This is a genomic window from Demequina sp. TMPB413 (assembly GCF_020447105.2).
Taxonomy (GTDB): domain Bacteria; phylum Actinomycetota; class Actinomycetes; order Actinomycetales; family Demequinaceae; genus Demequina.
This window is the reverse complement of record NZ_CP096184.1, coordinates 587,888-613,014: the sequence shown is the minus strand read 5'-3', so window position 1 is coordinate 613,014 and position 25,127 is coordinate 587,888. Positions and strand designations below refer to the sequence as shown.

At 67.4% G+C, this 25,127-nt stretch carries 27 protein-coding genes; 19 read left to right on the top strand and 8 right to left on the bottom strand.

Annotation, left to right across the window (positions count from 1 at the left end):
* Positions 1-25: 25 nt before the first annotated feature.
* Positions 26-634 (bottom strand): copper resistance CopC family protein, encoded by a 609-nt coding sequence (locus tag LGT36_RS02920; RefSeq protein WP_226096886.1) that lies wholly within the window; start codon positions 632-634, stop codon positions 26-28.
* Positions 635-725: 91 nt separating this feature from the next.
* Here LGT36_RS02920 and LGT36_RS02915 point away from each other — a divergent pair, with 91 nt between their 5' ends.
* The 3 genes from LGT36_RS02915 to LGT36_RS02905 are packed head-to-tail and all read left to right on the top strand — an operon-like array spanning position 726 to position 3,909.
* Complete coding sequence (locus LGT36_RS02915) at positions 726-1,958, top strand: glycosyltransferase family 1 protein (RefSeq protein WP_226096887.1); 1,233 nt, start codon at positions 726-728, stop codon at positions 1,956-1,958.
* Positions 1,955-3,109, top strand: coding sequence for a glycosyltransferase (locus tag LGT36_RS02910; RefSeq protein ID WP_226096889.1), 1,155 nt, complete (start codon positions 1,955-1,957; stop codon positions 3,107-3,109). The genes LGT36_RS02915 and LGT36_RS02910 overlap by 4 nt, the downstream gene beginning before the upstream one ends.
* Positions 3,109-3,909, top strand: a complete 801-nt coding sequence (locus tag LGT36_RS02905; protein WP_226096890.1) for an SGNH/GDSL hydrolase family protein — start codon at positions 3,109-3,111, stop codon at positions 3,907-3,909. Before LGT36_RS02910 ends, LGT36_RS02905 begins: the two co-directional genes overlap by 1 nt.
* Before the next feature lie 75 nt (positions 3,910-3,984).
* On the opposite strand, the gene LGT36_RS02900 is transcribed toward LGT36_RS02905, so the two are convergent.
* Positions 3,985-4,557, bottom strand: coding sequence for a hypothetical protein (locus LGT36_RS02900; RefSeq protein ID WP_226096891.1), 573 nt, complete (start codon positions 4,555-4,557; stop codon positions 3,985-3,987).
* Positions 4,558-4,761: 204 nt separating this feature from the next.
* Positions 4,762-5,376 carry a TetR/AcrR family transcriptional regulator gene (locus tag LGT36_RS02895; RefSeq protein WP_226096892.1) on the bottom strand — a complete coding sequence of 205 codons (615 nt, stop codon included), beginning with the start codon at positions 5,374-5,376 and terminating at the stop codon, positions 4,762-4,764.
* Positions 5,377-5,422: 46 nt separating this feature from the next.
* Here LGT36_RS02895 and LGT36_RS02890 point away from each other — a divergent pair, with 46 nt between their 5' ends.
* The 8 genes from LGT36_RS02890 (at position 5,423) to LGT36_RS02855 (ending at position 13,730) form a co-directional block, all read left to right on the top strand.
* Positions 5,423-7,705: a glycoside hydrolase family 3 N-terminal domain-containing protein gene (locus LGT36_RS02890; RefSeq protein WP_226096893.1), complete on the top strand. Its 2,283-nt coding sequence runs from the start codon at positions 5,423-5,425 to the stop codon at positions 7,703-7,705.
* On the top strand, positions 7,702-8,943 hold the full coding sequence (locus LGT36_RS02885; RefSeq protein ID WP_226096894.1) for an MFS transporter: 1,242 nt from the start codon (positions 7,702-7,704) through the stop codon (positions 8,941-8,943). The genes LGT36_RS02890 and LGT36_RS02885 overlap by 4 nt, the downstream gene beginning before the upstream one ends.
* A 227-nt stretch (positions 8,944-9,170) precedes the next feature.
* Entirely contained in the window at positions 9,171-9,938 is a 768-nt protein-coding gene (locus LGT36_RS02880; RefSeq protein ID WP_226096895.1) for a fructosamine kinase family protein, read from the top strand.
* A gap of 121 nt (positions 9,939-10,059) precedes the next feature.
* The gene (locus LGT36_RS02875; RefSeq protein ID WP_226096896.1) at positions 10,060-11,247 is read left to right on the top strand and encodes an LLM class flavin-dependent oxidoreductase; all 1,188 of its coding nucleotides are present in this window, start codon (positions 10,060-10,062) and stop codon (positions 11,245-11,247) included.
* Positions 11,247-11,735, top strand: coding sequence for a MarR family winged helix-turn-helix transcriptional regulator (locus LGT36_RS02870; RefSeq protein ID WP_226096897.1), 489 nt, complete (start codon positions 11,247-11,249; stop codon positions 11,733-11,735). The genes LGT36_RS02875 and LGT36_RS02870 overlap by 1 nt, the downstream gene beginning before the upstream one ends.
* The gene (locus LGT36_RS02865) at positions 11,732-12,412 is read left to right on the top strand and encodes a CE1759 family FMN reductase (protein ID WP_226264582.1); all 681 of its coding nucleotides are present in this window, start codon (positions 11,732-11,734) and stop codon (positions 12,410-12,412) included. Before LGT36_RS02870 ends, LGT36_RS02865 begins: the two co-directional genes overlap by 4 nt.
* Positions 12,413-12,429: 17 nt before the next feature.
* Positions 12,430-12,744 carry a GNAT family N-acetyltransferase gene (locus tag LGT36_RS02860; protein ID WP_226095319.1) on the top strand — a complete coding sequence of 105 codons (315 nt, stop codon included), beginning with the start codon at positions 12,430-12,432 and terminating at the stop codon, positions 12,742-12,744.
* Positions 12,741-13,730: a pirin family protein gene (locus LGT36_RS02855; protein WP_226095320.1), complete on the top strand. Its 990-nt coding sequence runs from the start codon at positions 12,741-12,743 to the stop codon at positions 13,728-13,730. Before LGT36_RS02860 ends, LGT36_RS02855 begins: the two co-directional genes overlap by 4 nt.
* Here LGT36_RS02855 and LGT36_RS02850 read toward each other — a convergent pair.
* Complete coding sequence (locus tag LGT36_RS02850; RefSeq protein ID WP_226095326.1) at positions 13,708-14,730, bottom strand: alcohol dehydrogenase catalytic domain-containing protein; 1,023 nt, start codon at positions 14,728-14,730, stop codon at positions 13,708-13,710. The two genes, LGT36_RS02855 and LGT36_RS02850, sit on opposite strands and share 23 nt — an antisense overlap.
* 136 nt (positions 14,731-14,866) lie before the next feature.
* Here LGT36_RS02850 and LGT36_RS02845 point away from each other — a divergent pair, with 136 nt between their 5' ends.
* Positions 14,867-15,793, top strand: a complete 927-nt coding sequence (locus LGT36_RS02845) for an aldose 1-epimerase family protein (RefSeq protein WP_226095321.1) — start codon at positions 14,867-14,869, stop codon at positions 15,791-15,793.
* 44 nt (positions 15,794-15,837) lie between these two features.
* Here LGT36_RS02845 and LGT36_RS02840 read toward each other — a convergent pair whose 3' ends face one another.
* Positions 15,838-17,997 carry a glycoside hydrolase family 3 C-terminal domain-containing protein gene (locus LGT36_RS02840; protein ID WP_226095322.1) on the bottom strand — a complete coding sequence of 720 codons (2,160 nt, stop codon included), beginning with the start codon at positions 17,995-17,997 and terminating at the stop codon, positions 15,838-15,840.
* A 90-nt stretch (positions 17,998-18,087) separates the two neighbouring features.
* Between LGT36_RS02840 and LGT36_RS02835 the strand changes: the two genes are divergently transcribed.
* From LGT36_RS02835 to LGT36_RS02820, 4 genes are all read left to right on the top strand, one after another.
* Complete coding sequence (locus tag LGT36_RS02835; protein ID WP_226095323.1) at positions 18,088-18,705, top strand: TetR/AcrR family transcriptional regulator; 618 nt, start codon at positions 18,088-18,090, stop codon at positions 18,703-18,705.
* Positions 18,706-18,777: 72 nt separating this feature from the next.
* A complete protein-coding gene (locus LGT36_RS02830) occupies positions 18,778-19,461 on the top strand; it encodes a TetR/AcrR family transcriptional regulator (protein WP_226095324.1) in 684 nt (227 codons plus the stop codon).
* Positions 19,462-19,506: 45 nt separating this feature from the next.
* Positions 19,507-20,442: an ABC transporter ATP-binding protein gene (locus LGT36_RS02825; RefSeq protein WP_226264583.1), complete on the top strand. Its 936-nt coding sequence runs from the start codon at positions 19,507-19,509 to the stop codon at positions 20,440-20,442.
* A complete protein-coding gene (locus tag LGT36_RS02820) occupies positions 20,439-22,091 on the top strand; it encodes an ABC transporter permease (RefSeq protein WP_226095415.1) in 1,653 nt (550 codons plus the stop codon). Before LGT36_RS02825 ends, LGT36_RS02820 begins: the two co-directional genes overlap by 4 nt.
* Here the strand turns inward: LGT36_RS02820 and LGT36_RS02815 are convergent.
* Both LGT36_RS02815 and LGT36_RS02810 read right to left on the bottom strand, forming a co-directional pair.
* Positions 22,088-22,732 (bottom strand): DUF6226 family protein, encoded by a 645-nt coding sequence (locus tag LGT36_RS02815; protein WP_226095416.1) that lies wholly within the window; start codon positions 22,730-22,732, stop codon positions 22,088-22,090. The genes LGT36_RS02820 and LGT36_RS02815 overlap by 4 nt on opposite strands.
* A 10-nt stretch (positions 22,733-22,742) precedes the next feature.
* Positions 22,743-23,507, bottom strand: coding sequence for an SGNH/GDSL hydrolase family protein (locus LGT36_RS02810; RefSeq protein WP_226095417.1), 765 nt, complete (start codon positions 23,505-23,507; stop codon positions 22,743-22,745).
* A 69-nt stretch (positions 23,508-23,576) separates the two neighbouring features.
* On the opposite strand from LGT36_RS02810, the gene LGT36_RS02805 reads away from it, so the two are divergent.
* Entirely contained in the window at positions 23,577-24,059 is a 483-nt protein-coding gene (locus LGT36_RS02805) for a glutathione peroxidase (RefSeq protein ID WP_226095418.1), read from the top strand.
* Positions 24,060-24,093: 34 nt separating this feature from the next.
* Here LGT36_RS02805 and LGT36_RS02800 read toward each other — a convergent pair whose 3' ends face one another.
* Entirely contained in the window at positions 24,094-24,615 is a 522-nt protein-coding gene (locus tag LGT36_RS02800) for a GNAT family N-acetyltransferase (protein ID WP_226095419.1), read from the bottom strand.
* Between the two features lie 150 nt (positions 24,616-24,765).
* Between LGT36_RS02800 and LGT36_RS02795 the strand changes: the two genes are divergently transcribed.
* Positions 24,766-24,981 (top strand): hypothetical protein, encoded by a 216-nt coding sequence (locus tag LGT36_RS02795; RefSeq protein WP_226095420.1) that lies wholly within the window; start codon positions 24,766-24,768, stop codon positions 24,979-24,981.
* Positions 24,982-25,125, top strand: a complete 144-nt coding sequence (locus LGT36_RS02790) for a hypothetical protein (RefSeq protein ID WP_226095421.1) — start codon at positions 24,982-24,984, stop codon at positions 25,123-25,125.
* The last annotated feature ends 2 nt before the right edge of the window (positions 25,126-25,127 follow it).

The following is a 25,127-nucleotide window of genomic DNA, read 5'->3' as shown; positions in this document are numbered from 1 at the left end:
CGGGCGTACGGCCTCTCCTCGCGCCTCAGCGGCGACGTGTGATCAGGGTCCCTGCAGCCGTCGCGGCGAAAACCGCGGCCGCAATGGCGAGCCAGACAAGCCAACTGAGACCGCCGTCGGCGCCGTCCGAGTCGTCTTCCGTACCCACGTCCGTGGAAGCGGTGGGCGTCGGGCTTGCCGACGGTGGCGCGGCCTGGTCGCCAGCGTCCTGGGTCGCTTGGCCCGACGCCTCTGCGTCGTCCGCGCCGGCGTCGTCCCCCGCACCAGCGTCGGCCGCGAAGTCGTACGCAAGCGAGCCTTCGATCGGGTGGCCGTCTCCTGCCACCACCCGCCAAGAGACGGTCACAGGTCCGGCTGCAAGCGCCGGAAGTTCCGCGGCAACCACCTCCGGCTGCGGCCGCTCGACCACCAACGAGAAACTCTCACCAGTAGCGTCGGTGACGATCATCTCGGTGCCAAGCTCGAGCAGCGCTTCGGAGAACGTCAACGCGACCGTGGTGCCCTCGGCGACGGTCTCACCCTCGGCTGGCTGCACGTCGATGAGCGACGTGTGAGCGGCGGCAGGGACTGCGGCCACCATCACGACGGCGGCACTCGCCACGGCGGTCAGGGCGGCAAGAACGCGAGACTTCATGGGGCCATTGTCACTCGCTCGTCACCCAACTTTCACCTTCCGAGCATGCTCGGTTCGGGCACCAAAGCCTCACGTAGGTCACAATGAGGGCGTGAAGGTCGCTCTGGTTGCCGAGTCGTTCCTGCCGCATTCGAACGGCGTGACGAACTCGCTGCTGCGCGTGATCGACCACCTCACCGCCCGCGGCGACGAGGCGATGGTGATCGCGCCGGAGTCGAAGGGCAGCGAGGGGCCGGTGCGCTATGGCATTGCGTCCATCACGCGGCTGCCCGCGATGGGCTGGCCCGGGTACAGGGACGTGAGGGTCGCCCTCAGCGGCGTGGGTAAGATCTCGCGAGTGCTCGAGGAGTACGAGCCCGACATCGTCCACCTGGCCTCTCCCTTCACTCTTGGGTGGACGGCGGTACGGGCGGCGAACGAACTCGACCTGCCGTGCGTCGCCGTCTATCAGACCGAGATTCCTAGCTACGCGGACCGCTACCACTTGGCGTGGGGCGAGGGCATCCTGTGGAACCGGGTGCTCAATATTCACGGTCGCGCCGACCTGACGCTCGCGCCGTCCACGTATGCGATGCGGCAGTTGGAGCAATTGGGCGTCCCACGCCTGCGCCTCTGGCCGCGCGGCGTCGACGCGGCGCGCTTCCACCCCTCCAAGCGTTCTGCCGACCTGCGAAAGGAGTGGGCGCCAAATGGTGAGGTAGTCGTGGGCTACGTCGGGCGGCTCGCCGCCGAAAAGCGCGTGGAGGACCTGGCGAGGCTTGCGAACGTGGACGGCATCAGCGTCGTCATTGTGGGCGAGGGGCCGTCCCACGAGAAGCTGCGAGCGCTACTGCCCGATGCCCGGTTCACCGGCTTCCTCACGGGAGACGACCTCGCGGAAACCGTCGCGAGCTTCGACATCTTTGTGCACTGCGGTGAGGTCGAGACGTTCTGCCAGACCATCCAAGAGGCGCTCGCCTCCGGCGTGCCGGTGGTCGCTCCGCGCAGGGGCGGCCCGATCGACCTCGTTGACCACGGCGAGACAGGCTTCCTCTACACACCCGGCCAACTCGACGAACTGGTCGGCTACGTGACGACGCTAGTGGACGACGCAGAGTTGCGCGCTCGCTTCTCCGCCCACTGCCGCATGTCGGTTGAGGGTCGCACCTGGGAGAAGGTGTGCGACGCGCTGATGGACTATTACGCCGAGGCGACCAGGATTCGCGGCGACCGGCCGGCGCTCGCCGCCGAGGACGACAAGGCCTTTCGCGGCTTGCCGTGGCGGCCGGGCGAGGTGGCGTCGGCGAGGGCGCGCAACTCCCGCAAGGACGGGGCGCCCTCATGAAGATCGCCCACATCGCGAACTTCTATGGGCCCACGTCTGGCGGGCTGCGGACGGCCATGCATGCGCTCGGCGCCGGCTACCTGGAACGCGGTCACGAGATGTTGCTCGTGGTGCCTGGCCCGGCTGACGCGGACGAGCAGACGCCATATGGTCGGCGCATCACGGTGCGCGCGCCCATCGTGCCCTTCTCCGGCGGCTACCGGGTCATCACTCGCACTCGGGAGGTGCGTGGGATCCTGACCGGCTTTGCGCCCGACGTGCTCGAGGTCTCCGACCGCACCACCCTGCGCGCGTTGGGTGGCTGGGCGTCCTCGCACGGCATCCCGTCGGCGTTTTTCGCCCACGAGCGTGCGGACGGCATCCTCCACGCCAACCTGCCGTCATGGCTCGATGAGCGGCTGCCGGTCGAGGGCATGGCCGACTGGCACAACAGGGGCACGCACCGGCTGTTCACCACGGTGGTGTGCACCACGGAGTATGCGCGGGCAGAGTTCACGCGGGCGGGTCTGCACTCGGTGAAGGTGCCGCTCGGCGTCGACCTTGAGCGCTATCACCCCCGTAACGCGAGCACCGAGGTGCACGATCGCTTCGCGGCAGGGGCCGAGTCACTCGTACTGATGGCCTCACGGCTCTCGACGGAGAAGCGTCCCGAGCTTGCGATCGAGGCGATCCGGATTCTCGAGGCGCGCGGTCGATCCGTGCGCTTGGTCAGCGCTGGTACGGGCAACATCGCGGCCAAGATGCAGGAACTGGCGCAGGGACTGCCCGTGACGTTCCTCGGCTTCGTCACGGACCGCGAACTCTTCGCGGGGCTGCTGGCTAGCGCCGACGTCGTGGTCGCCCCTGGCCCTATCGAGACCTTCGGTTTGGCCGCCCTCGAGGCGCTCGCATCCGGTACCCCCGCCGTGGTCAACGCGGCGTCGGCCTTGCCCGAAGTAGTGGACGACGCTGGCGTGGCCGCCGACGGCACTGCCGAGGCTTTTGCCGACGCGATCGAGACGGTTCTTGCCAGGGACGCCGACGCGCGCAGGGCTGCCGCGAGGGCCCGCGCCGAGACGATGCCGTGGTCGGCGACCATCGACAAGATGCTCGCGCTCCACGAAGCGGCACTGGCCGCTGTCGAGAAGGAACGGGACCACAGGAGACAGTGATGACAGCCGACGCCACCATGCGCCCAACTCAGGGCCCACGCGTTGTGGCACTCGGTGATTCCATCACTCTTGGCGTCGGCGACTCCGCGTTGCCCGGCATCGGCGCTGGCTGGGCTGCGCATCTCGCCTACGCGATTGGTGCTTCAGAGTTCACCAACCTGGCCGCGAACGGGACGCGCGCTCGCGATCTCGCTCTCACCCAAGTACCCACGGCTCTCATGGCGCGACCGGACGTCGTCCTCATGACAGTCGGCGGCAACGACGTGCTGCGAGGGGACTTCAGCCCGGCAGAGATCACGGAACACCTGCGCGATGCGCTCAGCCGTTTCGAACGGCCCGGGAGGCAGATCGTGATGATCAGCCTGGATCGCATTGCCGCGTTCTCGGTCTTGGGGCGGCGCGTGTCTACGGTGATGGGCAGGCGGATTGGTCTCGCCAATGCCGCGATTAGCGCCGCCATTGCCGGCACCGGGGTGCGCATGGTCGACGGCGCTGAGGTGTTCGCCCGGCTGGGCACCTCCGCATGGCACGTCGACAGGATTCACCCTTCGCCTGGAGGTCACCGTGCGTTGGCCCTCGAAGCGCTACGTCAGGTATCGCACTGCTACGCGCAAACCGCCGCCGTGGTGCCTTCTGGGCCGGGACCTTCGCTGATCTCGCGCGCCTGGTGGATGACCCACAACGGCGTGCCGTGGGTGGCCAAGCGCTCCCGCGACTTGGTGCCGCAAGTGGCGAGGGTAGTCACCCACGAGCTGCTCGAGGAGCGACGAGCGAAGGCCCAGCCAGCGGTGCCCGCCTGACCCGTGCCAGCGTCGGCCGGGGGCATGACAAAGGGCCGGGCGCTTGATGCGCACCGGCCCTTCGCCTGAGAAATGCTAGACGAGCCAGCCGTTCTTCTGAACGATGCCGAGGTTGCGCCACCAGCGACCAAGGCCGATGGCCTGGTACTTGAGCTCGACGTACACAATGCCGACCGCGGCAAGCGCGTAGACGATGTGGTCATCGAGGATGGGGTTGTTGGCGGGCAGCATCTGCGTGAGGTACATGAAGATCAGCATCGCGGCCGCGGCCCAGGCACCGATCTTGGTACCGATGCCGAGCATGAGTGCCAGGCCGATGCCGAGCAGGCCGATCATGAAGGGCCAGTCGGTCCAGCGCTGTGTGCCGAGCTCGACGAAGAATTCGTTGAAGGGGCTGTCGGGGTTGCCGCCGTACACGAGGTAACCCTCGGTGACGTGACCTCCGCTGATCCAGGCCTTGGGACCGAAGTAGTCGACGACGCCGGTTTCGGCGTCCCTACCGGTCGAGTAGCCGAGGGCCAGCAGCTTGTCCAAGAATGCCCAGAGGAACACAAACCCGAGGGAAATACGGGTGAGGCTCAGGACGATCCAGCCCAACTTGGATTCCTTGGCGGTGGTGACGCCGTTGTCGTGTGAATTCGTTGCCATGATTTTCTCCTATCCGAGGTCGTGGGGGACCTGCACGCTTGGCAGCGCTTACCCCTGACTGTAGGACGGTCCCGGTCCCGGGACCCAGGACCTGTGTCCCTGGGTGATCCGCTAGAGAGACCGACTCGTGCAACACTCCTGATACTTGCACGTTTCGCGCCTCAGTGCAGGTCGAGAAAGGGCGCCTCGCCTACTAGACAGCCCTCAGAATGCGCCGAGCGGATCGACCAGCAAGCCGTCGACGTAGTGCTTGAGTGCACCGGCCATGTCGGTCTGGTCATCGAGCAGCCATTGGATCTGTAGCCCGTCCATGAGGGCAATCAGGTGGGCGGCCGCGATGGCAGGCACCACCCCTGGCCGCAGCGCGTGCTCGTCGGCCAGTTCCTCAAGGCCCCTGACGAGCGTGGCGCGCAGGGAGGCGTAGCGGTCAACAAAGTAGGGGCGAGCTGGGTGATCAGGCGCCGTCGACTCCACGGACAGGTTGGCAAAGAGCTCGACGAGGCCCCGCTTGGTCGCGTTCTTCGCAGCACCGGCGACGAGGTGGGCGAGCAGCGCGCGACCATCCAGATCGTGGAACTCGATCAGCCCGTCACTCGGTTCAACGCAGTCCACTTCGTCGCGCCGCTCCAGCGCGGCCAGCAGCAGCGCCTCTTTGGTGGGAAAGTGGTAGAGAAGCCCAGGATGCGTAATGCCCGCCCGCGCCGCGACATCGCGTACAGACGTCGCGCGGAAGCCCTGTTTGGCGAACAGCTCGAGCGCGGCGTCGAGCACCACTTGGCGCGTGGCATCGCCCCTGACTGCGCGTCCGTCGATCGTCATATCGGCCTCCTTGCCATCTTTTCTACCACATGGTAGAAAAAGCAATGTGAACACTGCGCCCTACCTCGACCCTGCCCTGCCCACGCCTGCGCGCGTCGCCGACCTTGTATCGCGCATGACGCTTGCCGAAAAGGTGGGCCAGATGATGCAACTCCACGGCAAGCATGGAGTGGAGTCGCCGATCCGCGACTTCCATGCGGGATCGCTCCTGCACGTCTCGCCAGAGGGGCTTGAGACGGCCACCGCGCTCATTGAGGAGACGCGCCTGCGCATCCCCGTGCTCGTAGGAGAGGACTGCATTCACGGCCACTCCTTCTTCGAGGGCGCCACCATCTTCCCCACCCAACTGGGGCTCGCGGCGAGCTTCGATCAGGAACTGCTTGAGCGCGTCGGCCGCGTGACGGCTGTCGAGGTGGCGACGACGGGAATCCACTGGACCTTCTCCCCCGTGCTGTGCATCACTCGCGACCTTCGCTGGGGGCGCGTGAGCGAGACCTTCGGTGAGGACCCGCACCTGATCGGCGAACTGGCCGCAGCGATGATCCGCGGCTACCAAGGCGCAGGCCTCGGCGATCCGACCGCAATCCTTGCCACCGCCAAGCACTTCGCCGGATACTCAGAGACCCAAGGCGGGCGCGACGCTTCCGAGGCGGACATCTCGCGCCGCAAGCTGCAGTCGTGGTTCCTGCCGCCGTTCGAGAAGGCGGCGCGCGAAGGGTGCGCGACGTTCATGCTCGGCTACCAAGCGATCGACGGCGTGCCCATCACGATCAATAAGTGGCTGCTCGGCGATGTGTTGCGCGACCAGTGGGGCTACAAAGGCATGCTCATCACCGACTGGGACAACGTGGGCAACCTGGTGCGCGAACAGCGGCTCTTCCCCGACTACGCCCACGCGGCCGCGGCCGCCGTGAACGCCGGCAACGACATGATCATGACCACGCCAGCGTTCTTCGAGGGCGCCCAGGCGGCCGTGGCTCAGGGACTCCTGGACGAGCGCCGCATCGACGAGGCCGTGAGCCGCATCCTCACGCTTAAGTTCGAGCTCGGCCTGTTCGAGAACCCGCGCTTGCCCGACGTGGAGCGCCAGCGCACCGTCATTGCTCAGCCGTCGCATACGGCCCTCAACCTTGAGGCCGCTCGCCGCTCGCTCGTGCTGCTGCGCAACGACGGCGTGCTCCCGTTTGGCGCCTCTCCCGGCGCCGCCCCTGCCGTCGCCGCCCCCGCCAAGCCCATCGCCAAGATCGCCGTCGTCGGGCCCAATGCCGACGACCCCGACACCCAGCTGGGCGACTGGGCAGGCAACTCCGGCCAGGCGCACTGGCTGCCAAACGGGCAGCCGCGCAAGCAGATCACCACCGTGCTGGACGGACTGCGGGACATCGCGCCAGAGGGCTGCGAGGTGGTCTATGCCAAGGGCGCCGAGATCCTCACGACCGGCCCGGACCCCATCGGCGAGTTCTTCCCCGACGGCCAGCCCCGACCCGACATCGCCTTCCCGATCGAGCCAGACCCGGCAATGATCGCCGAGGCCGTCGCAGCCGCGCAAGGCGCCGACGCCGTGGTGGCCGTCTTGGGCGATCGCATCGAGTTGGTGGGCGAGGGTCGTTCGACAGCCACGCTCGAACTGCTGGGCGGTCAGGTGACGCTGCTGGACGCGCTCGTCGAGACGGGCACGCCCGTCGTCTTGGTGGTACTGGCCTCGAAGCCGCACGTGTTGCCCCCGTCGGCCGATCGCGCCGCCGCCGTCGTCTGGGCCGCCAATCCAGGCATGCTCGGCGGCCAGGCCATCGCGGAACTGCTGTTCGGCGAGATCGAGCCGAGCGGACGCCTGCCCATCTCCTGGCCGCGCCACGTAGGCCAGCAGCCCATCTACTACAACCAGATCGATGCGCAGCACGGCTATCGCTACGCGGACCTCACTCAAGAGCCCGCGTGGGTTTTCGGTGAGGGTCTCAGCTACTCGACTGTCGAGTACGGCGACCTCGAGGTGCTGACACCTTCACTCACTGCGAGCGAGGCGGTGCGCGCGCGAGTCACGGTCACCAACACGGGCAGTCGCACTGCGATGGAGACCGTGCAAGTCTATGTTCGGGATGTGAATACCTCCGCTACCTGGGCCGATCGTGAGCTCAAGTCTTTCGCGCACGTGGAGATCGCGCCTGGCGAGTCGGCTGTGGTCGATCTCGCCGTGCCCACCTCGGCTTGCACCATCGTGGCGGCGGACGGCTCCCGCGTGGTCGAGCCTGGCGCCTTCGAACTGCTCGTGGGTCCATCCTCGCGGCTCGATGACCTGCTGGTGGGACCGTTCGAAGTGAGCGCCTCATGACGGCCACCGAACGGGTCATTGAGCCGGCTCGCCTGCGGAAGGCGCGCATCGGCGTCAGCCTGCTGTTCCTCGCGAACGGCGGCATGTTGGCCAACTTGGTGCCACGCCTGCCGGAGATCAAGGATCAGCTCGAACTGAGCTACACGGGCTTTGGTGTGGCGTGGGCGTTCGGTTCGCTTGGCGGCATCACTCTAGGTCTGCTGTCGGGAGCGATGCTGCGACGGTTTGGTTCTGCCAGGCTCGCGACGCTGACTCTTGCCGTTCAGGCATTCGTGATTTGGGGCGCCGGCGTCTCCCCCGCCGTGCTGCTGTTTGCGGCGCTCTTGTTTGTCAATGGTGCGCTCGACGCCAACACCGACGTCGCGCAAAATGCTCAAGGTATGGGCGTGCAGCGGCAGTTGGGCCGCTCGATCATCAACGGGCTGCACGCGATGTGGTCCCTCGGGGCCGCGTTGGGCGGTTTGCTTGGTGGCGCCGCGATTGCGCTGGGGCTCAGCGTGGGCGCCCACCTCGGTTTGTCGGCCGTGCTCTTCTTGGGGATGGCCGCGGTGGCGCGGGTCCTCATGCTTGGGCCCGCCACGGGCGTTGATCGCGAAGAGATCGAGGAGGCGGACGATGCACCTCGGCGCCGCTTCCGGATCCCGCGCGCGGCGGCGATCACCTTGGTCATGCTCGGGTTGGTGGCCATTGCTGGCGCAGTTGCCGAGGATGCCGCGATCACCTGGTCGTCGATCTATATGGCTGAGGACCTTGGCGTTGACGAACGGCTCGCCGGATACGCGCTTGTGAGTCTGATGGCGCTGCACTTTGTGGGCCGCCTCGCCGGCGACAAGTTGGTTGACCGTTGGGGCAATCAGGCCGTGGCCAGGGCTGGCGGCGCGCTGACCGCCGTAGGCATGGGCGTAGCGTTGGCCTGGCCGACGGTGGCGGGCACCTTGGTGGGCTTCGCGGCGGCCGGTCTTGGCGTGGCGACAACGATCCCCGCGGCCTTCGCGGCGTCGGACGAGATCCCCGGGATCAAGCCTGGCACGGGTATCACGATGGTGAGCTGGGCGCTGCGGTTGTCGTTCCTGGTGGGGCCGCCTCTGGTGGGCGTCGTCGCCGACGCGACGAGCCTGCGCGTTGGCCTGCTGCTGGTGCCGGTTGCCGGCGTCGCCGTCGTGTTGCTGGCCGGTTCGCTCACGGGGCGCGGACACCGCGACGTCTCGCCTCCCGCGGTCATCACGCCTGCTCACTAGGCGGCGCACCAACCGACACCCGCGGTCGGCAGGGCGCATCAAAGTCCGGGCGCCCCTCCCGACGGTACGAACCAATCTGAGCACGACACGCCGATCCACGAGCTACCAAGGCGGCCCTTGACCGCGCGTCGGCGGCTGAAACGGTTCGGAGTGTCGGATGTCGGGAGGCGCGCGCCAACCACACCGCCCCACTCGCCCGACGCCTACTGGATGGCACCATGGTGGTGATGGACACCATCGTCAAGCAACGCGCAGACGCCCCGCCTGGGTTCTTCGAGGCGGAGGCGGCCGGCATTCGTTGGCTCGAGCAGGCGGGCGGGGCGCGAGTCGCCGCAGTCGTGGACGTCTCCCCTGGTCGCATTGAACTCGAACGCGTCGAGCACGCAGCGCCGACACAGCAGGCCGCCCATGAGTTCGGGCGCGGGCTCGCCAAGACCCACCAAGCGGGCGCGCCCACCTTCGGCTCACCACCTGAAGGTTGGGATGGCCCGCTCTTCATTGGCAGGCGCGAGATGCCGAGCATCCAGTCCAAGTCGTGGGGAGAGTTCTACGCGGAGGGTCGCGTGCACCCCTTCGCGCAGGCAGCGGTCCAAGCGGGCAATCTCACGGAGTCCGAGTTGCGCGTCGTCGAGCAAGCGTGCGAGGCGGTAGCGGAAGGCGAGTTCGACGACGACGCCCCTCCCTCCCGCATTCACGGCGACCTGTGGGGCGGCAACGTGTTGTTCAGCCCGCGCGGCGTCGTCATCATCGACCCCGCGGCGCACGGCGGTCACGCAGAGACGGACCTCGCGATGCTGGCGCTCTTCGGTGTGCCGCACCTCCACAACATCATCGGGGGTTACGAGTCAGTCGCCCCGCTACTCACAGGGTGGCAAGAGCGCGTCCCCCTCCACCAGCTCCACCCGCTCGCCGTGCACGCGGCGGGACACGGCCGCGCGTATGGGGTCGAACTCACGAGAGCCGCCCGCGCGACCCTCGCACTCGCAAACCAATAGGCGCACGCGGGACTCGCGGCGCCGCGCGAACCGGCACCACAAGGGGAATACCTCAAAGCCCAGCGCGTTATTACATGCAGACGCATATAACCAGCGACCGTATCCCCACAAGGAGTCCCCCATGCAGTTCGGCATCATGTCCGTCAGCGACATCACCCGCGACCCGCTCACAGGAGTCACACCCACAGAAGCGGAGCGCATCGCCAACATCGTCAAGATCGCGGTCAAGGCAGAAGAGGTCGGCCTCGACGCCTTCGCGATCGGCGAGCACCACAACCCGCCCTTCTTCTCGTCCTCCCCCACCACCCTGCTTGCGCACATCGCCGCGCTCACCGAGCGCATCATCGTCACCACGTCGACCACGCTGATCACCACCAACGACCCTGTGCGCATCGCCGAGGAGTACGCGATGCTCCAGCACCTCAGTAAGGGCCGCATGGACCTGATGCTGGGCCGCGGCAACACCGCGCCCGTCTACCCGTGGTTCGGCCAAGACATCCGGCAGGGCCTGCCGCTCGCGCTCGAGAACTACAACCTGTTGCACCGCTTGTGGCGCGAGGACGTCGTGGATTGGGAAGGCAGCTTCCGCACGCCGCTTCAGGGCTTCACCTCGACTCCGCGCCCGCTCGACGACGTCCCGCCGTTCGTCTGGCACGGCTCCATTCGCACTCCAGAGATCGCGGAGCAGGCGGCCTTCTATGGCAACGGCTACTTCGCCAACAACATCTTCTGGCCGAAGGAGCACTACAAGCGGCTCATCGACTTCTACCGTCAGCGCTTCGAGCACTACGGCCACGGCACCGCCAAGCAGGCGATCGTCGGCCTCGGCGGCCAGGCCTTCATCGGCAAGACCTCTCAAGAGGCCAAGGCCGCCTTCAGGCCCTACTTTGACGAGGCCCCTGTCTACGGACACGGGCCGACGATGGAGGAGTTCTCCGACCAGACCCCCCTCAGCGTCGGCTCCGTTCAGGAAGTCATCGACAAGACGCTGACCTTCCAGGAGACATTCGGCGACTACCAGCGCCAGATGTTCCTCGTCGACCATGCCGGAATGCCCGTCGAGATGGTCCTCGACCAGCTCGAGTTGCTGGGCGGAGAGGTGGTCCCCGTGCTGCGCAAGGAACTCGAGAGCCGCCGCGACCCAGACGCCGCCGAGGCCCCCACGCACGCAAGCCTCGTCAAGGCCAAGTACGGAGACGCCGAGCCCCGCCAACCTCGCCCCAACGCCAACAGGGGCGACAACGTCACCGGCTCCTCCCCCTATCAGGACACCGACGCGGAGGTCACCGCGTCGTACCCGGCGCTGTGATGACCACGGTCGAGGCCGCCGCGCGCAACGAAGCCAGCCAAGCGACCACCACTGTCCGCCAAGCCAATGAGGCTTGGGAGGCTCTCATGGGTGCGTACGCGACATTGATGCGGCGCTTTGCGGCAGAAGACATGTGGTGCGAGGTGTCCCTGCACGAATACGACGTGCTCTACACGCTGTCCACATGCCCCAGCGCCCAACGCCTTGGCGAGCTCGGCCGTCACCTGATGCTCAGCCAGCCGGGACTATCGCGCCTGGTAGAGCGCCTCGTCGCGCGAGGGCTCCTTGCGCGCCAGCCAGACCCGGCCGACGCTCGGGCCACCTTGCTCTCGCTCACCGAGGAGGGCCGAGCAGTTCAGCAGCGCGTCGGAAGGGCACACGCCCGCTCCGTCGCCGACGCCATGGCCTCCCGTCTCACCCCCGACCAGATGTCCACTCTCGCGGCGCTCGCCGCACTCCTGAACCGTACGGAAGAGGAACTGTCATGACCTCACCCCTCAACCTCGTCGTCGTCAATGCTGGCGTGTCCGACCCGTCGTCCACCAAACTCCTCGCGGACCGTGCCGCCGCGCGAGTCAGGGCCCTTGGCCAGGCCCGCGGTCGCGAGGTCACCACCACCGTGATCGACTTGCGCGAACTCCTCCCAGAACTGCCCGCGGCCCTCGCTTCGCAGCACTTTGGGGAGCGCTTCAAGCGCGCCATTGCCGCCCTGGTGGACGCCGACGGCATCATCGCCGCCGCTCCCGTCTACAAGGCGGGCGCTTCGGGGCTTTTCACCTCGTTCTTCCAGGTGCTCGACAACGACCTACTGATCGGCAAGCCGGTCGTCCTGGCCGCGACGGCAGGTACAGCGCGTCACGCGCTCGTGGTGGATGAAGAGATGCGCTCGCTGTTCGCCTACTTGCGCACGCTCACCGTGCCCACCAGCCTGTTCGCGGCTACGGAGGACTGGCAAGACAAGGCCCTGACCGGTCGCATCGACAGGGCAGCGCTCGAACTGGTGCTGCTGATGGAGTCCGGCTTCGCGAAGGCGGTGCGCGACGAGTCGTGGCAGAACTACCAGCATGCCTTCGGTTCCGCTGGCGGCACGGAGACGGGCATCGACCTCGAGTCGGACCTGATGCGCCTCGCCACCGGCGGCACTGTCCCCAAGAAGACCACCTAGCGCTCGAAGGGAGCACCATGAACGACCACAGGAACATCTCCATTTCCCGCAACGACGCCCAGGGTCGCTACCTCATGACGGTGGACGGCGACGAGGCGGGCTTCGCCCAGTTTGAGCAGACGGACACCCGCATCGCGTTTGTCCACACGGAGGTCTTCGACGCCTTCCAGGGCCAGGGCGTCGCTTCCCACCTCGCAAGGGAAGCTCTCGAAGACGCCGTCTCCAGGGATCTCACCATCATTCCTGTGTGCGCCTACATGGCCCGCTACCTGAAGCGCCACGAGGTCGAGGGCGCCAAGATCGAATGGCCGGACCAAGACGGCGCGTCATGACCGACGGCCCGCGTGCGGACGTGATGCCTGCGCGCGAGGTCCCTCTTGGCGGGCTGCGCGACATGAACGTTCAGCGCGCCCTACCGCAACGCGCACTGCCCACCGTGGGCGCCTGGTGCTTTCTTGATCGCTTCGGCCCGCAGCGCGTCACCATGCGCGTCGAGCCGCACCCGCACATGGGTCTGCAGACTGTCACCTGGCCGCTCACGGGAGAGGTGCGCCATCGCGACTCGCTCGGCTCGGACGTGGTGCTGCGCGCTGGCCAGCTCAATCTCATGACGGCTGGCGCTGGCGTTGCCCACTCTGAATACTCGCTCGGCGACGGAGACACGGAGTTGGACGCCCTACAACTCTGGATCGCCTTGCCAGAACAATCCCGGCACGGCGACCGAGGCTTTGAGCGCCACGAGACGCTGCCCACCGTCACCCTCCCCGCGAGGGAAGGCGCCGACGCCGTGGCCACGGTCGTCATGGGAAGCCTCGCGGGCGTCACTTCCCCTGCTACCACCCACACTCCTCTGGTCGGCGCCCAGATTCGCGTCGCCCCCGGCTCCCGCGTCGGCGTTCCCCTCGACGCCGCGTGGGAACACGCGGTGGTGGTGCTGGAGGGCGAACTTGACGTGCACGCGTCGTCCACGCCGGAAGGCGAAGCCACCCGCCCAGGGCACAACGACTTGCTCTATCTAGGCACCGGCCGCGACGGCATCGAGGTCTCCTCGCCAGACGGCGCCTTGCTCTTCCTACTAGGCGGCGAGCCACTCACCGATGAACTCGTGATGTGGTGGAACTTCGTGGGCCGCAGCCACGAGGAGATCGCTCAGGCGTGGCACGACTGGCAAGGTCGCTCGGCGCGCTTTGGCGACGTCGCTGGCCACGGAGACGTGCGCATTCCAGCGCCACCGATGCCGGCCGTGAGGCTCACTCCTCGGCGCCGCCGCGACCAGGGAAAGCGAACCGTCTCACCTACGGCGCGAGCATCACCTTGAGCGCTGACCGCCCGTCCATCGCCGCGTAGCCCGCGGGAGCGTCGTCCAGACTCATCGAGACGTCGAACACGCGGCCAGGGTTGACGGTGCCATCGAGCACCGCCGGGAGCAAGACGTCGATGTAAGAGCGCACGGGTGCCACACCGCCTGTCAGCGTGATGTTGTTCCCAAAGAGCGCATCCCACGCCACGGGCGCCTCCACGTACTGGGGCACCCCCACGCGGCTGATGGTCCCACCTGGTCGCACCACGCCCGTTGCCTGGGTGTAGGCGGGAAGGTGGCCGACGGCTTCGAGGACCACGTGCGTGCCATCGCCTCCCGCAAGTTCGCGCACCTTCGCGATTCCTTCGGCGCCTCGCTCCTCGACCACGTCAGTGGCACCAAACTCGCGGCCAAGGTCGGTGCGCGCGGCGTGCCTGCCCATCAAGATGATCAGCTTCGCGCCCAATTGCTTGGCCGACAGGACCGAGAGCAAACCGACCGCGCCATCGCCGATCACCGTGACGCTGGTCTCCTCTGACACGCCGCCGTAAAGCGCTGCGTGGTACCCCGTTCCGTACACATCGGACAGCGTGAGGTACGACGCGAGCATGCCCGGGTCGTCGGTGGCGGGCACCTTGACCAGGGTGCCGTCGGCGAGCGGCACGCGCACCGCTTCCGCTTGGCAGGCGCCTAACTCAGGGTCTCCCCAATAGCCTCCGCGCCGGCACGACGTGTGGAGGCCTTCGCGACAGAAGTCGCACGTGCCGCACGAATACACAAACGGCGAGATCACGAAGTCGCCCTTGGCGAGGGTGCGGACGTCCGCGCCCACCTCCTCGACCACTCCGATGAACTCGTGACCCATCGCGCGGCCGTGCTCGCTCGCTGGCATGGCGTGGAACGGGTGGAGATCGGATCCGCAAACGCACGCCCTGGTGACGCGCACCACCGCGTCGGTCGGCTCCACGAGGGAAGCGTCGGGAGCATCAACGACGCGGACGTCTCCAGCGCCAAACATGTACACGGCCTTCACGGTTGCTGCCATCCTTCGAATCGTGCGAGGTAACCGGGCGGTTTACTGACCTCTACGCTACGCCACGCCGGCGCGTCTCGACGGCACAACGGAATCGCCCCTCGACCGCTAAATTGGGGGCATGAGCCACCTCTCCGGTACCCAGGTCCACCTCTCCCGCGGCAACCAGAGCGCCACCATCGCCAGCGTCGGCGCGGCACTGCGCGTCTATAGCGTCGGCGGCAGCGATGTGGTGGTGCGTTTCCGCGAGGACGAGGTCGCGCCCGCCTTCCACGGCATGGTGCTGGCGCCGTGGCCCAACAGGCTTGCGGACGGCCAGTACTCCTTTGGCGGCCGCGACCTCCAGGTGGCCATCAGCGAGCCTGCCCGCAACACCGCGCTGCACGGCCTCGCGTGCTGGGACGACTGGGCGGTGGTCCAGGCAACGTCCGACGCTGTCACACTCGCGCTCAACTTGCCTGCGAGCCCCGGTTACCCCTTCTCGCTGCGCGTGAGCGTCACCTACGCGCTGAGCGACGACGGCCTGACCGTCACCACGACCGCCCTCAACACGGGGACGGCGCCCCTGCCGTACGGCGTCGGCTTCCACCCGTGGATCTCCCCTGGTGCCGGCTCGCTCGACGACTGCACGCTTGAGTTGGGCGCAGACAGCCTCGTGACGGTCGATGACCGCCTGCTGCCGACAGGCACCACTCCCGTCGACGGCGACATGGACTTCCGTCACGCGCGCACGCTCGCCGACGCCGATCTTGATGACGCCTTTGTCGACCCGACGCGCGACGACGACGGCCGCTCGTGGGCGCGCCTCGTGCGCGGCGACGGATCAACGGTGGCGATCTGGATGGACGGGGCCGCCAAGGCGTGGCAGGTGTGCACGGGCAACCACATCAGCCCAGAATCGGCGCGGCGCAGCGGCGTGGCGATTGAGCCGATGTCCTGCATCGCCGACGCCTTCCGCACTGGCGACGACCTCGTGGTCTTGGAGCACGGGGAGCGCCACACCCTGGCGTGGGGCATGGCGTTGATCGAGGCGGACGCTTCCTCCTAGGCGCACGTCCGCCTCAGCGCGTCTCCTTCCGACAGCCCTGCCCGCTAGACGCTCACCGTGACGGCCTGAGGGTCGCCCCAATGCCTGGCCACCGAGATGTCGACGCGGCCTTCCGGCGGCACCACAGCGCGTCGGGCGGCGTCCCACCTGCCCGCGTACTCGAGGCGGGCGACCACTTCGGCAGTAGTCCGCTTGCCCGCCTCCAACGGAATGGATGCGAAGCCCACCAGGAATTGCTGCCCGTCGTCGCGCCGCGCGTACAGCTGGACCACGTGGCGCGTGTCGAGCGCAGAGTCGTTCGCCACCGTGACCGTCACCGTGGCAAGGTCGCCGTCCCGTGCCGCCGTCGCTGACAGCACCCGCGCCTGCACGTAGCCGAGCCCAAAGCCAAACGGGAACCGCGGCGCCACGCCCAGCGCATCGAGTCGGCGCTGGCCAAAAGACCCGTCGTAGGTGATCGCGGTGGCGTCAATGTCGAAATCTGGCAGGTGGGACTCGTCCGTCGGCACGGCAAACGGGAGCCGTCCGGTCGCGTCGCGCGCACCTGAGAGCACATCGGCGAGCGCGTGGCCGCCCTCCATGCCCGGGTACCAGAGGAACAGCGCGGCGGGGACGTCGTCGATCCATTCGTCGACGATGACGGTGCCGCCCGCCACGATCGCGACGACGGTGCGCGGGTTGGCTGTGACGACGGCGCGGATCAGTTCGACGTCGCTGGGCAGCAGGCGCACCGACCGCCTGTCTCCACCAGCGTCTTGGCCGCCCACCATGGAACTGTCGTCTTCCGGACGGCCGCGCATGCCCTCGGCGGCGTTCTGCTGCGCCGCGCCCACCGGCTCGGGATACAGCGCCGCCAGCTCGGGACGCCAGAAGATGTCGCCGCCCACAAACTCGCCCTCGTCGGCGGCGGTGTAGCCCACCACCACCACGGCGATGTCGCTCCCCGCCGCGAGCGCAGCCGAGGACTCCAGATCACCGCTGGCGTCGACGCGGGTGCCCGGCATCGCGGCCATGAGACCTTCTGCCGCTGTGACGACGCCCGGTGCGCGCACGTCGGACGAGCCGTGGTCGCCCGTGTTGGGAAGGTCGGCGAGACGGCCGACGACGGCAACAGTCGCGTCGGGCGCGAGCGGGAGCAGCGGCGCACCCTCCACGGCCTCGTTGCGTACCAACGTGATCGAGCGGGTGGCGGCCTCGCGCGCGAGGGCACGGTGGGCGTCGCTGACGACGACGGATGGGTCGGGTTCTGTGTCAGAGCGGCGGGCATAAAGGTCGAGCTCCCTGGCGAGGATGCGCAGGCCCGCCCGTTCAACGTCGGCGTCCGCTGCAATGCCTTTGGCGAGGTCGTCTCGCAGGTCGCGGACGCGGATTTGGGCGAAGGGCGCCTCGACGTCCAGACCCGCCTTGAGCGACAGGCCAGCCGTGCGGGAACCCCACAGGAAGTCGGAGAGGACGAAGCCGTCGAAGCCCCACTGGTTCCGCAGCACGTCGGTGAGCAGCGCGGGGCTCTGCCCGGCCCACTCGCCGTTGACGGAGTTGTAGGCGGACATGACCGAGTCGGCGCCGTCCTGCACCGCGCGCTTGAAGTGCGGCAGGAAGTACTCGTGGAGGTCGGCGTCGGCGATGGTGACGTCCACGCTGAAGCGGGCGTTCTCCATCGAATTGAGCGCGAAGTGCTTGACGCAAGGCATCACGTGTGGGCGGGTGCCGCGCGCGAGGGCCGCGCCCATCTCGCCCAGCAGAGCCGGCTCTTCGCCGTAGCTCTCCTGCGAGCGACCCCACGCGGGGTGGCGGGGCAGGTTGATGCAGACGCCGCCAAAGTAGTTGGCGCCTTGAGCGCGGGCCTCAAGACCGATTGCCTCGCCGATGCTCTGCTCGAGTTGAGGGTCAAAGGTGGCGGCGCGCGCGGTGGGCACAGGGAACGCGGTGGAGTGCCCCAGCACCACGCCCCGCGGCCCATCCGCAAACTGGATGCCGGGGATGCCGAGCCTGTCGATGCGGCCCATGGAGTACGGCGTGACGTTGTAGCCGGTGCTCATCATCTCCGCCATGCCGTCCCAGAACGGGGTGTCTCCGTCAAGGAGCGCGAGGCGTTCGTCGGCGGTGAGTTGGGCGTACAAGGCCGCGGCGATGTCCGCAAGGTCTGCGCCGGAGCGGAGGTTCTCTACTGCCTCGTAGAAGGCTGTGCCGGTTTCTGTACCCATGAATGTCACCCGTTCCTCGCTCGCGCTCATACGCTATCTACTACCTTGTAGATAAGGTGAGCGTACCGCGACCAGAAGGCGAGCGTCACGATGGAGCCCATCCCCTCCCCTGCCCCGACGCGACGGCGACGCCTGAGCCCTGAGCAGCGCCTGGCGGAGGTCATCGCGGCGGCCACTCGCCTGGTCGCCGAGCGCGGCTACAACGGGCTCACGCTGCAGGCCGTCGCCACCGCATGCGGGATGTCGGTGCCGGGACTGCTCCACTACGCGGGCAGTAAGGACGGCCTGCTGGTCGCCGTGCTGGCCCATCGCGATCAGGTGGATCTGGCGGTGACCGGACTGGACTCTCCTCCGCGTGGGGACGTGTCCCCGCGCGCCATGCTGGATGCCTTGGTCGCGCACAACGCCGGCCAGCGCGAGATCGTGCGCCTCTACACCGTGCTGAATGCCGAGTCGCTCAATCCCGATCACCCCGCTCACGCGTACTTCACCCGCCGCTACCAGGATGCGTTCGAGCGGCTGAGTGCACTACTCTCCGCGCACTACGCCAACGCCGAGGCCCTGGCTCACGATGTCATCGCCGCGATGGACGGTGCCCAGTTGCAATGGCTGCGGTTCCCCGAGTCAGTAGACCTCGTCGAGGCATGGAACCGGCAGGCAGACGCGATCTTCGCGTCTGCCACACCCGCTCGGCGCTCGAAAATGTAGCAACCGCGCCGCTCCCCTTGCCCCGGGACTAGTTGCGCATATAATCTGCTGGTTGTGCATATAGCGTCGGACGTGCCTCAGCAGGATGCGCCTCACCGCGAGGCGGACCTCACGGCGCGCGCGCGGATTCGCGAGGCAGCGATCACGTGCTTCACCACGGATGGTTTTGGCGCCTCCTTCACCACCATCGCGAAGCGTGCGGGCGTCTCCCCTGGCTTGATTACCCACCACTTCCGTTCCAAGGCGGCGCTGCGCGAGGAATGCGACGCAGAGGTACTTCGCCGCTACCAGGCGCTCAAGACCGGCGGTGTCGCCAACCCGACAGGCTTCCTGGTGGACACCATGGGGGACCCAAACCTCATGGCGCCGCTGCTGGTCTACATCCTGCGCGCGATCCACGCAGGAGGCCGCAGCGCCCAGGAGTTCCTGGAGCACCTGGTCGACGCCGCGCGAGTCGTCATGAAAGCCAGCGTCGACGCTGGCATCGTGCGCCCTTCGCTCAACGAAGAGGCCCGGTTGCGGTACCTCATCACCCAGGCCATTGGCGCCCTTCTCGTCGAGCTACTGACAACGCCGGATTCGAGCCCCGACGAGTTCTTCGCCACGGCTCTTGCCAGTCAACGCGCCCAGGCGCTTCCGATACTGGAACTCTTCACTGAAGGCCTGTTCACCACTCGCCAGATGCTTGACGACTACCTGGACTACGTGGGAGACCCTCCGGGCACGGATGCCGAAGCCGACAACGCCACCGCGTGACGTCGACGTTCCATCCACCCACTCCTCGCTTCCAGAAAGAACACCATGTCCAACAACGCAACAGAAAGCACCATGGCCATCGAAATCGAGGGCCTCACCAAGAACTTCGGCTCCGTTCAGGCCCTACGCGGCCTCGATCTCACGGTGCCCAAGGGTCAAGTGACCGGCTTCCTCGGCCCGAACGGTTCCGGCAAGACCACCACCATCCGCATCTTGCTTGGCCTCCTGAAGGCCGACGGCGGTCGCGTGTCGCTTTTGGGCGGCAACCCCTGGGCTGAGGCGGTGGCTCTCCACCGACGCATCGCCTACGTGCCCGGCGACGTCACCCTGTGGCCCAACCTCACGGGGGGTGAGGCCATCGACATCTTGGTCGGCCTGTCCGGCACGGTGGATCCCAAGCGAAAGGCGCTCATGCTTGAGCGCTTCGAGCTGGATCCCACCAAGAAGGCCAGGACCTACTCCAAGGGCAATCGCCAGAAGGTGGCACTCGTCGCAGCGCTCGCATCTGACGCAGAACTGCTGTTGCTTGACGAGCCGACCAGCGGGCTTGACCCACTGATGGAGGCCGCGTTCACGGAGTCGATCCGCGAGGCAAAGGCCGCAGGAAAGTCCGTGCTGCTATCGAGTCACATCTTTGCCGAGGTGGAGAGGCTCGCTGACAGGGTCACGATCATTCGTGACGGAGCAACCGTCGAATCCGGGACGATCGCCGAGTTGCGCCACCTCACACGGACCCAAGTGACCACGGTGGTCGACAGCGGCGCCTCCGGACTGGCGTCGCTCCCGGGCGTCCACGATCTCATCGACCTCGACGGTCAGGTGACGTTTGCGGTGGATGAGTCGGCGCTGCCAGCGGTGCTTGCCGCCGTCGCGAAGCTCAACCCCCGTTCCCTCGTGGCCAACCCACCGTCGCTCGAGGCTTTGTTCCTTCGCCACTACGGCACGGAACTGGCGGCGCTGTCCCAGGGCGACCGCTCATGACCGCCACGCTGTCCGTCACCACGGTGGACGAGACTCGGAACACGGTCGGACAGGCCAGCGCCCTCGCGGGACTTCCCGTCATGGCGCGGCTCACCGTACGGCGCAACCGAGTGCGCCTGGCCGTGTGGACGGTCGTACTCGTCGGCATGTTTGCCTACATCGCCTCGTACTACCAGACCCTCTTCCCCACGCAGGCGGCACTGGACGACTTCGCTGCCGTGTCCAACACCCCTGGCATCAAGGCCCTCACGGGGCTGTCGCCCGCAGCCGACACCTTGGGCGGCGCCGTCTGGACCAAGGGTTGGATGACCATCGCGTTGAGTCTGGCCATCGGTGTGGCCTTCCTCGTAACCCGCTCCGGCAGAGCCGACGAAGAGGTGGGACGCACCGAACTGTTGCGCTCGCGCATGCTCGGAATTCACGCCTACTCCAGTGCATCCTGGCTGGTCAACGGACTCCTGTGCCTCGCGGTCGGCGCGGGCATTGCTGTGGCGTCCGCCGCCAACGGCCTTGATCCTGAAGGCACCGGCATCGCCGGATCGCTCGTCTTCGGCGCCTCCGTCACCGGCGTCGGCCTTGTCGGCCTTGGCGTTGGCGCAGTAGCCGGTCAGATCGCCTCCACGTCGCGTGGGGCTAACGCTCTCGCGTCGACGGTGATCATCGTGGCGTACGTCTTGCGCATGATGGGCGACCTCGGCAACGGCGTGCTCACGTGGTTCTCGCCCATCGGCTGGGGCCAGCACATGCAGCCCTATGCCGGCAACCGGTGGTGGCCGCTCGTACCGCTCATCGTGCTGTCGGCGGCGCTCTTGGCTGTGGCGATGCGGATCGAGTCCAGGCGCGACCATGGTTCTGGCCTGCTCGTCGAGCGTGCCGGCCCCAGTGAGGCTCCGCGCCGGATGGTCTCGCCGCTCGGGCTTGGACTGCGTCTCCAGCGTGGACCCATCATCGGCTGGACCATCGCGGTCGTCGTGACCGCTCTGCTGTTTGGCTCGATCGTCGACACCATGAACACCTTCATGGCCGACGCTGGCGGCGCCATGACGGACTTCACTCGCGGCATAGGAGTCGACGCGCTTCTCGCGATGCTTGCCGGAATGATCGCGCTCGTCTCCGCAGTGTTCGCCACGCAGTCGGCGGTCTCGCTACGGACCGACGAGGCAAACGGCATCGTCGAAACCCAGCTCGCTGGCGCGCTGTCGCGCACCGCGTGGGCGCTGAAGCGGCTCGTCATTCCCACGGTCGGTTCGGCCGTGCTGCTGCTTCTTGGGGGTGCAGGACTCGGAGCCGTGTATGGCTCGACCACGGGTGACTCTTCGCAAGTGGCCGCGATGGCGGGCGCCGCGCTGGCGTACTGGCCGGCCGTCATGATCCTCGTAGGCATCGCAGTGGCGCTTTTCGGTTGGGCGCCAAGCGTGGCCATTCCCGTCACGTGGGGCGCGATGGCCTCGATGTGGTTCGCCACGATGCTCGGCGAGGTTTTCGGCTTGCCCACTTGGCTGCTGGACGCGTTGCCGTTCTCGGCGGTTCCGTACATGCCACTCGAGGCGATGTCGTGGACTCCGCTGGTCATCATGACCGCCGTCGCCGCGGCACTGATCTGGACCGGCGTCGACCGATTCTCGCGGCGCGACGTCCGGCCGGGTTAGGCCTCGCGGGGACTCCATGCGGCCCAGGCGCCACCGAGTTCCTTCAGGCGTTCGCGCGCGGCGACTTGCCGCTCCCGCGAGAACCCGTTGGTGTTGACCTCTCCCGAGGACCAGCCATCGGCGCGCGTGAGCGTCTGGCGGAATGATCGATGCCTCATGGTGGGCGGGTGCTCGGCGAGCCCGCCAGCCACGATGGCGAAGACCTCGCTTTCGAGCCGGTCGGACTCGGACTCCCACGTGGCGTCGCATGCATCGCAGCCGCACACAGGGAAGGGCTCTACTCGCACGACTCCGGAGACAACCACGATCCCGGGATGGCTGGTGAACGCGATCGTGATGGGGGTCGCATCAGAGTTGGTTGGTGTGAGGCGCACCGCGGTGGTGCCGGTCACGTAGTCCTCCGGCAAGGCTGCCAGGTGGCCGGGATTCTCGCTCACCCCCACGTTGTAGTTGCGCTCCAGGTAGGCGATGAGGGCGCGTGCGACGTCGTGAAGAGGCTGGAACCGCTCCGGATGGCTCAGCACCGAGTACGTGTCATCCGGGGGCGAGCCCATTCCCCACCGCTCGCCGTAGGGAATCACGCGGCCGTCGGCATCGCGAAACTCCTGCGGCGCGATCGCTGGCCGCACGTACTGTTCCATGTGCGCCAGCCTATGCGGCGGGCACCCTCGTCCAGGTGGGGAACTTGGGCTGGCGCCCGTCGCCTGACGACCGCCCCACCAAACGGCGCCCCATCCACGGAACGACGTAGGTCCACCAGTAGCGCGCCTCGGCGCCGATTCCACCGCGCACAGCGTCGGCGTCGGCCGCCGTCGGCGACTGTGTGGGAACGCCCATCGCGGTGAGAACCCGGCTGGCGATCCACTGGTGGCCAAGGCTGCTGAGGTGCAGCCGGTCCTCCGACCACCACGCCTGGTTGCGGCCCTCGGGAACCCTGAAGTTGTCCACGAACGTCACGCCATCACGGCCGTCGATCAGGTCTTCGACGATCTCGGTCAGCCGAGCGCCCAGCCTGCGCATTCGCTTGCCAGCAGGGAGCCGATCGGAGGGGTCGGCGCCGGTGAGAATGACGACCTCAACACCCAGGGCGGCGCACCTGTCGATGACGCGCGAGGTGAGCGCCCTCATGCGGTCCTCGGAAAACCCTGGCCGCAGCATGTCGTTGCCGCCGCCGTTGAAGGTCAGATGCGTGGGAGGCGGGTCGAGCGCGAGCGCGGCGTCGAGCTGCTCGGTGACGATCGACTCGATCTTGCGACCTCGAATCGCCAGGTTGGCGTACCAGACATCCTCATCGGGATGGGCTGCGGCCAGGCCTGCCGCCACCCTGTCGGCCCATCCCAGCTGCGTGCCGTCGGGCAGGTAGTCGTTCATTCCCTCGGTGAAGCTGTCGCCGATGGAGACAATACGGATGGTCACGCATGCCAGTTTACGTGCGACGATGCCGTTGTCGCTCGCTGGGCGGCGCCGCGGTGAGACGATGGGGATATGGCGACCCTTGCAGATTTCACCGCGACCACGCTCGATGGCCGTGACGTTTCGCTGTCGGAGTTTGACGGTCAGGTGGTGCTGGTGGTCAACACGGCGAGCAACTGCGGGTTTACGCCGCAGTTCGCGGGACTCCAGGATCTCCACACTCGCTTCTCTGACAAGGGCTTCACGGTCTTGGGCTTCCCGTGCAACCAGTTCGGGGCGCAAGAGCCGGGCGACGGGGCGCAGATTGGCGACTTCTGCCAAGCCAACTACGGCGTGACGTTTCCGATGTTCGCCAAGGTCGACGTGAACGGCCGCAACGCGCATCCGCTCTTCGTCTGGCTCAAGTCGCAAAGGGGCGGCCGGTTTGGCTCTGCCATCAAGTGGAACTTCACCAAGTACTTGGTGGACCGCAACGGTCGCGTGATCGCTCGCTACGGTTCGCGCACGGAGCCCGCTGGCCTCGCGCCGGACATCGAGAGCGCGCTGAAAGCCTAAGCACCCGCTTGGCGGACCCCACGGAGAGCGCCGCCTAGAACGTCACCACGCCGGTCACGCCATCAAGCGCACCAGGGGTGATCTCGATCCCCATGATGTTGTCGAGCAGTTCCGGCGGGATGTCGTACTGGCACCGAATGCCCCATGCGGAGGCGGGCTTGAAGCCGAACCGAGGGTAGTAGGCGGTGTCCCCCGCCAGAAACATCGATCCATGGCCGAGCCGCTCGGCGCGCGTCAGCAACTCGTGCACCAGCATGGAACCGAGGCCCGCATCACGCCGGTCTTCGCGCGTGCAGATGGGTCCCAAGTACAGGGCCGGCCAGGTGCGATCGCCTTCCGCGATGGTGGTGGCGCTCGCCATGGCGTACCCAACGACCCGGCCGTCCTCGACGGCGACAACCTCCAGGTCGGGCACGTAGCGCTCGTCGCCGCGAATCTGCTCCAGCAACTCCCGCTCGTGACCGTCTGACACTCGCGCAGTGGCGAAGGCCTCCTGGACGAAGGCGCCCAACTGCTCGGTCTCACGGGCCGAGGCATCCTGGATGGTGATGGTCATGGGCGCTCCCGTCGGTGCGGGGCCCTGTGAACCAGGCATGATGTCCGCGAGCGTAGGTTCACACGCGTCCCGGCGCATTGCGAGGGCCGTTGGTCCCGCGCTGGACGGGAGCTGGCCGCCTTGTCACCCGGCGGGTCTAGCGTTCGGTTCATGATCACTCGCTTCGCTCCTCACTTTGGGGACGCCACCTGTGCCAGCGCTGTGCGCGCCGGCAACCACCTTTACCTGGCCCACCACGCTGGCGCTTTGGACGATCCGACGCTCGCAGGGCAGACCCGCGCGAGCCTTGAGTCCCTACGGACGACGCTGGTGCGGGCTGGCGCTGACACGTCGGCTCTGGTTCAGGTCACCATGTGGGTGCGCTAGATGGGCGCTGAGATGAGGGAGGCCTGGGACGTCTTCGCGGAGTTCTGCGGCGACGCGCCTCCGGCCCGCATGACCGCCACCACCGACTTCTTTGATGCGCGGTGCCTGGTGCAGATCGATGGGGTCGCCTACGTCGGGCCGTAACC

Coding starts and splice junctions, on each gene's coding strand:
- LGT36_RS02920 (WP_226096886.1), bottom strand. CDS start 634: ATGAAGTCTCGCGTTCTTGCCGCCCTGACCGCCGTGGCGAGTGCCGCC.
- LGT36_RS02910 (WP_226096889.1), top strand. CDS start 1,955: ATGAAGATCGCCCACATCGCGAACTTCTATGGGCCCACGTCTGGCGGG.
- LGT36_RS02905 (WP_226096890.1), top strand. CDS start 3,109: ATGACAGCCGACGCCACCATGCGCCCAACTCAGGGCCCACGCGTTGTG.
- LGT36_RS02900 (WP_226096891.1), bottom strand. CDS start 4,557: ATGGCAACGAATTCACACGACAACGGCGTCACCACCGCCAAGGAATCC.
- LGT36_RS02895 (WP_226096892.1), bottom strand. CDS start 5,376: ATGACGATCGACGGACGCGCAGTCAGGGGCGATGCCACGCGCCAAGTG.
- LGT36_RS02885 (WP_226096894.1), top strand. CDS start 7,702: ATGACGGCCACCGAACGGGTCATTGAGCCGGCTCGCCTGCGGAAGGCG.
- LGT36_RS02880 (WP_226096895.1), top strand. CDS start 9,171: ATGGACACCATCGTCAAGCAACGCGCAGACGCCCCGCCTGGGTTCTTC.
- LGT36_RS02875 (WP_226096896.1), top strand. CDS start 10,060: ATGCAGTTCGGCATCATGTCCGTCAGCGACATCACCCGCGACCCGCTC.
- LGT36_RS02870 (WP_226096897.1), top strand. CDS start 11,247: ATGACCACGGTCGAGGCCGCCGCGCGCAACGAAGCCAGCCAAGCGACC.
- LGT36_RS02865 (WP_226264582.1), top strand. CDS start 11,732: ATGACCTCACCCCTCAACCTCGTCGTCGTCAATGCTGGCGTGTCCGAC.
- LGT36_RS02860 (WP_226095319.1), top strand. CDS start 12,430: ATGAACGACCACAGGAACATCTCCATTTCCCGCAACGACGCCCAGGGT.
- LGT36_RS02855 (WP_226095320.1), top strand. CDS start 12,741: ATGACCGACGGCCCGCGTGCGGACGTGATGCCTGCGCGCGAGGTCCCT.
- LGT36_RS02850 (WP_226095326.1), bottom strand. CDS start 14,730: ATGTTTGGCGCTGGAGACGTCCGCGTCGTTGATGCTCCCGACGCTTCC.
- LGT36_RS02845 (WP_226095321.1), top strand. CDS start 14,867: ATGAGCCACCTCTCCGGTACCCAGGTCCACCTCTCCCGCGGCAACCAG.
- LGT36_RS02840 (WP_226095322.1), bottom strand. CDS start 17,997: ATGGGTACAGAAACCGGCACAGCCTTCTACGAGGCAGTAGAGAACCTC.
- LGT36_RS02835 (WP_226095323.1), top strand. CDS start 18,088: ATGGAGCCCATCCCCTCCCCTGCCCCGACGCGACGGCGACGCCTGAGC.
- LGT36_RS02825 (WP_226264583.1), top strand. CDS start 19,507: ATGTCCAACAACGCAACAGAAAGCACCATGGCCATCGAAATCGAGGGC.
- LGT36_RS02820 (WP_226095415.1), top strand. CDS start 20,439: ATGACCGCCACGCTGTCCGTCACCACGGTGGACGAGACTCGGAACACG.
- LGT36_RS02815 (WP_226095416.1), bottom strand. CDS start 22,732: ATGGAACAGTACGTGCGGCCAGCGATCGCGCCGCAGGAGTTTCGCGAT.
- LGT36_RS02805 (WP_226095418.1), top strand. CDS start 23,577: ATGGCGACCCTTGCAGATTTCACCGCGACCACGCTCGATGGCCGTGAC.
- LGT36_RS02800 (WP_226095419.1), bottom strand. CDS start 24,615: ATGACCATCACCATCCAGGATGCCTCGGCCCGTGAGACCGAGCAGTTG.
- LGT36_RS02795 (WP_226095420.1), top strand. CDS start 24,766: ATGATCACTCGCTTCGCTCCTCACTTTGGGGACGCCACCTGTGCCAGC.
- LGT36_RS02790 (WP_226095421.1), top strand. CDS start 24,982: ATGGGCGCTGAGATGAGGGAGGCCTGGGACGTCTTCGCGGAGTTCTGC.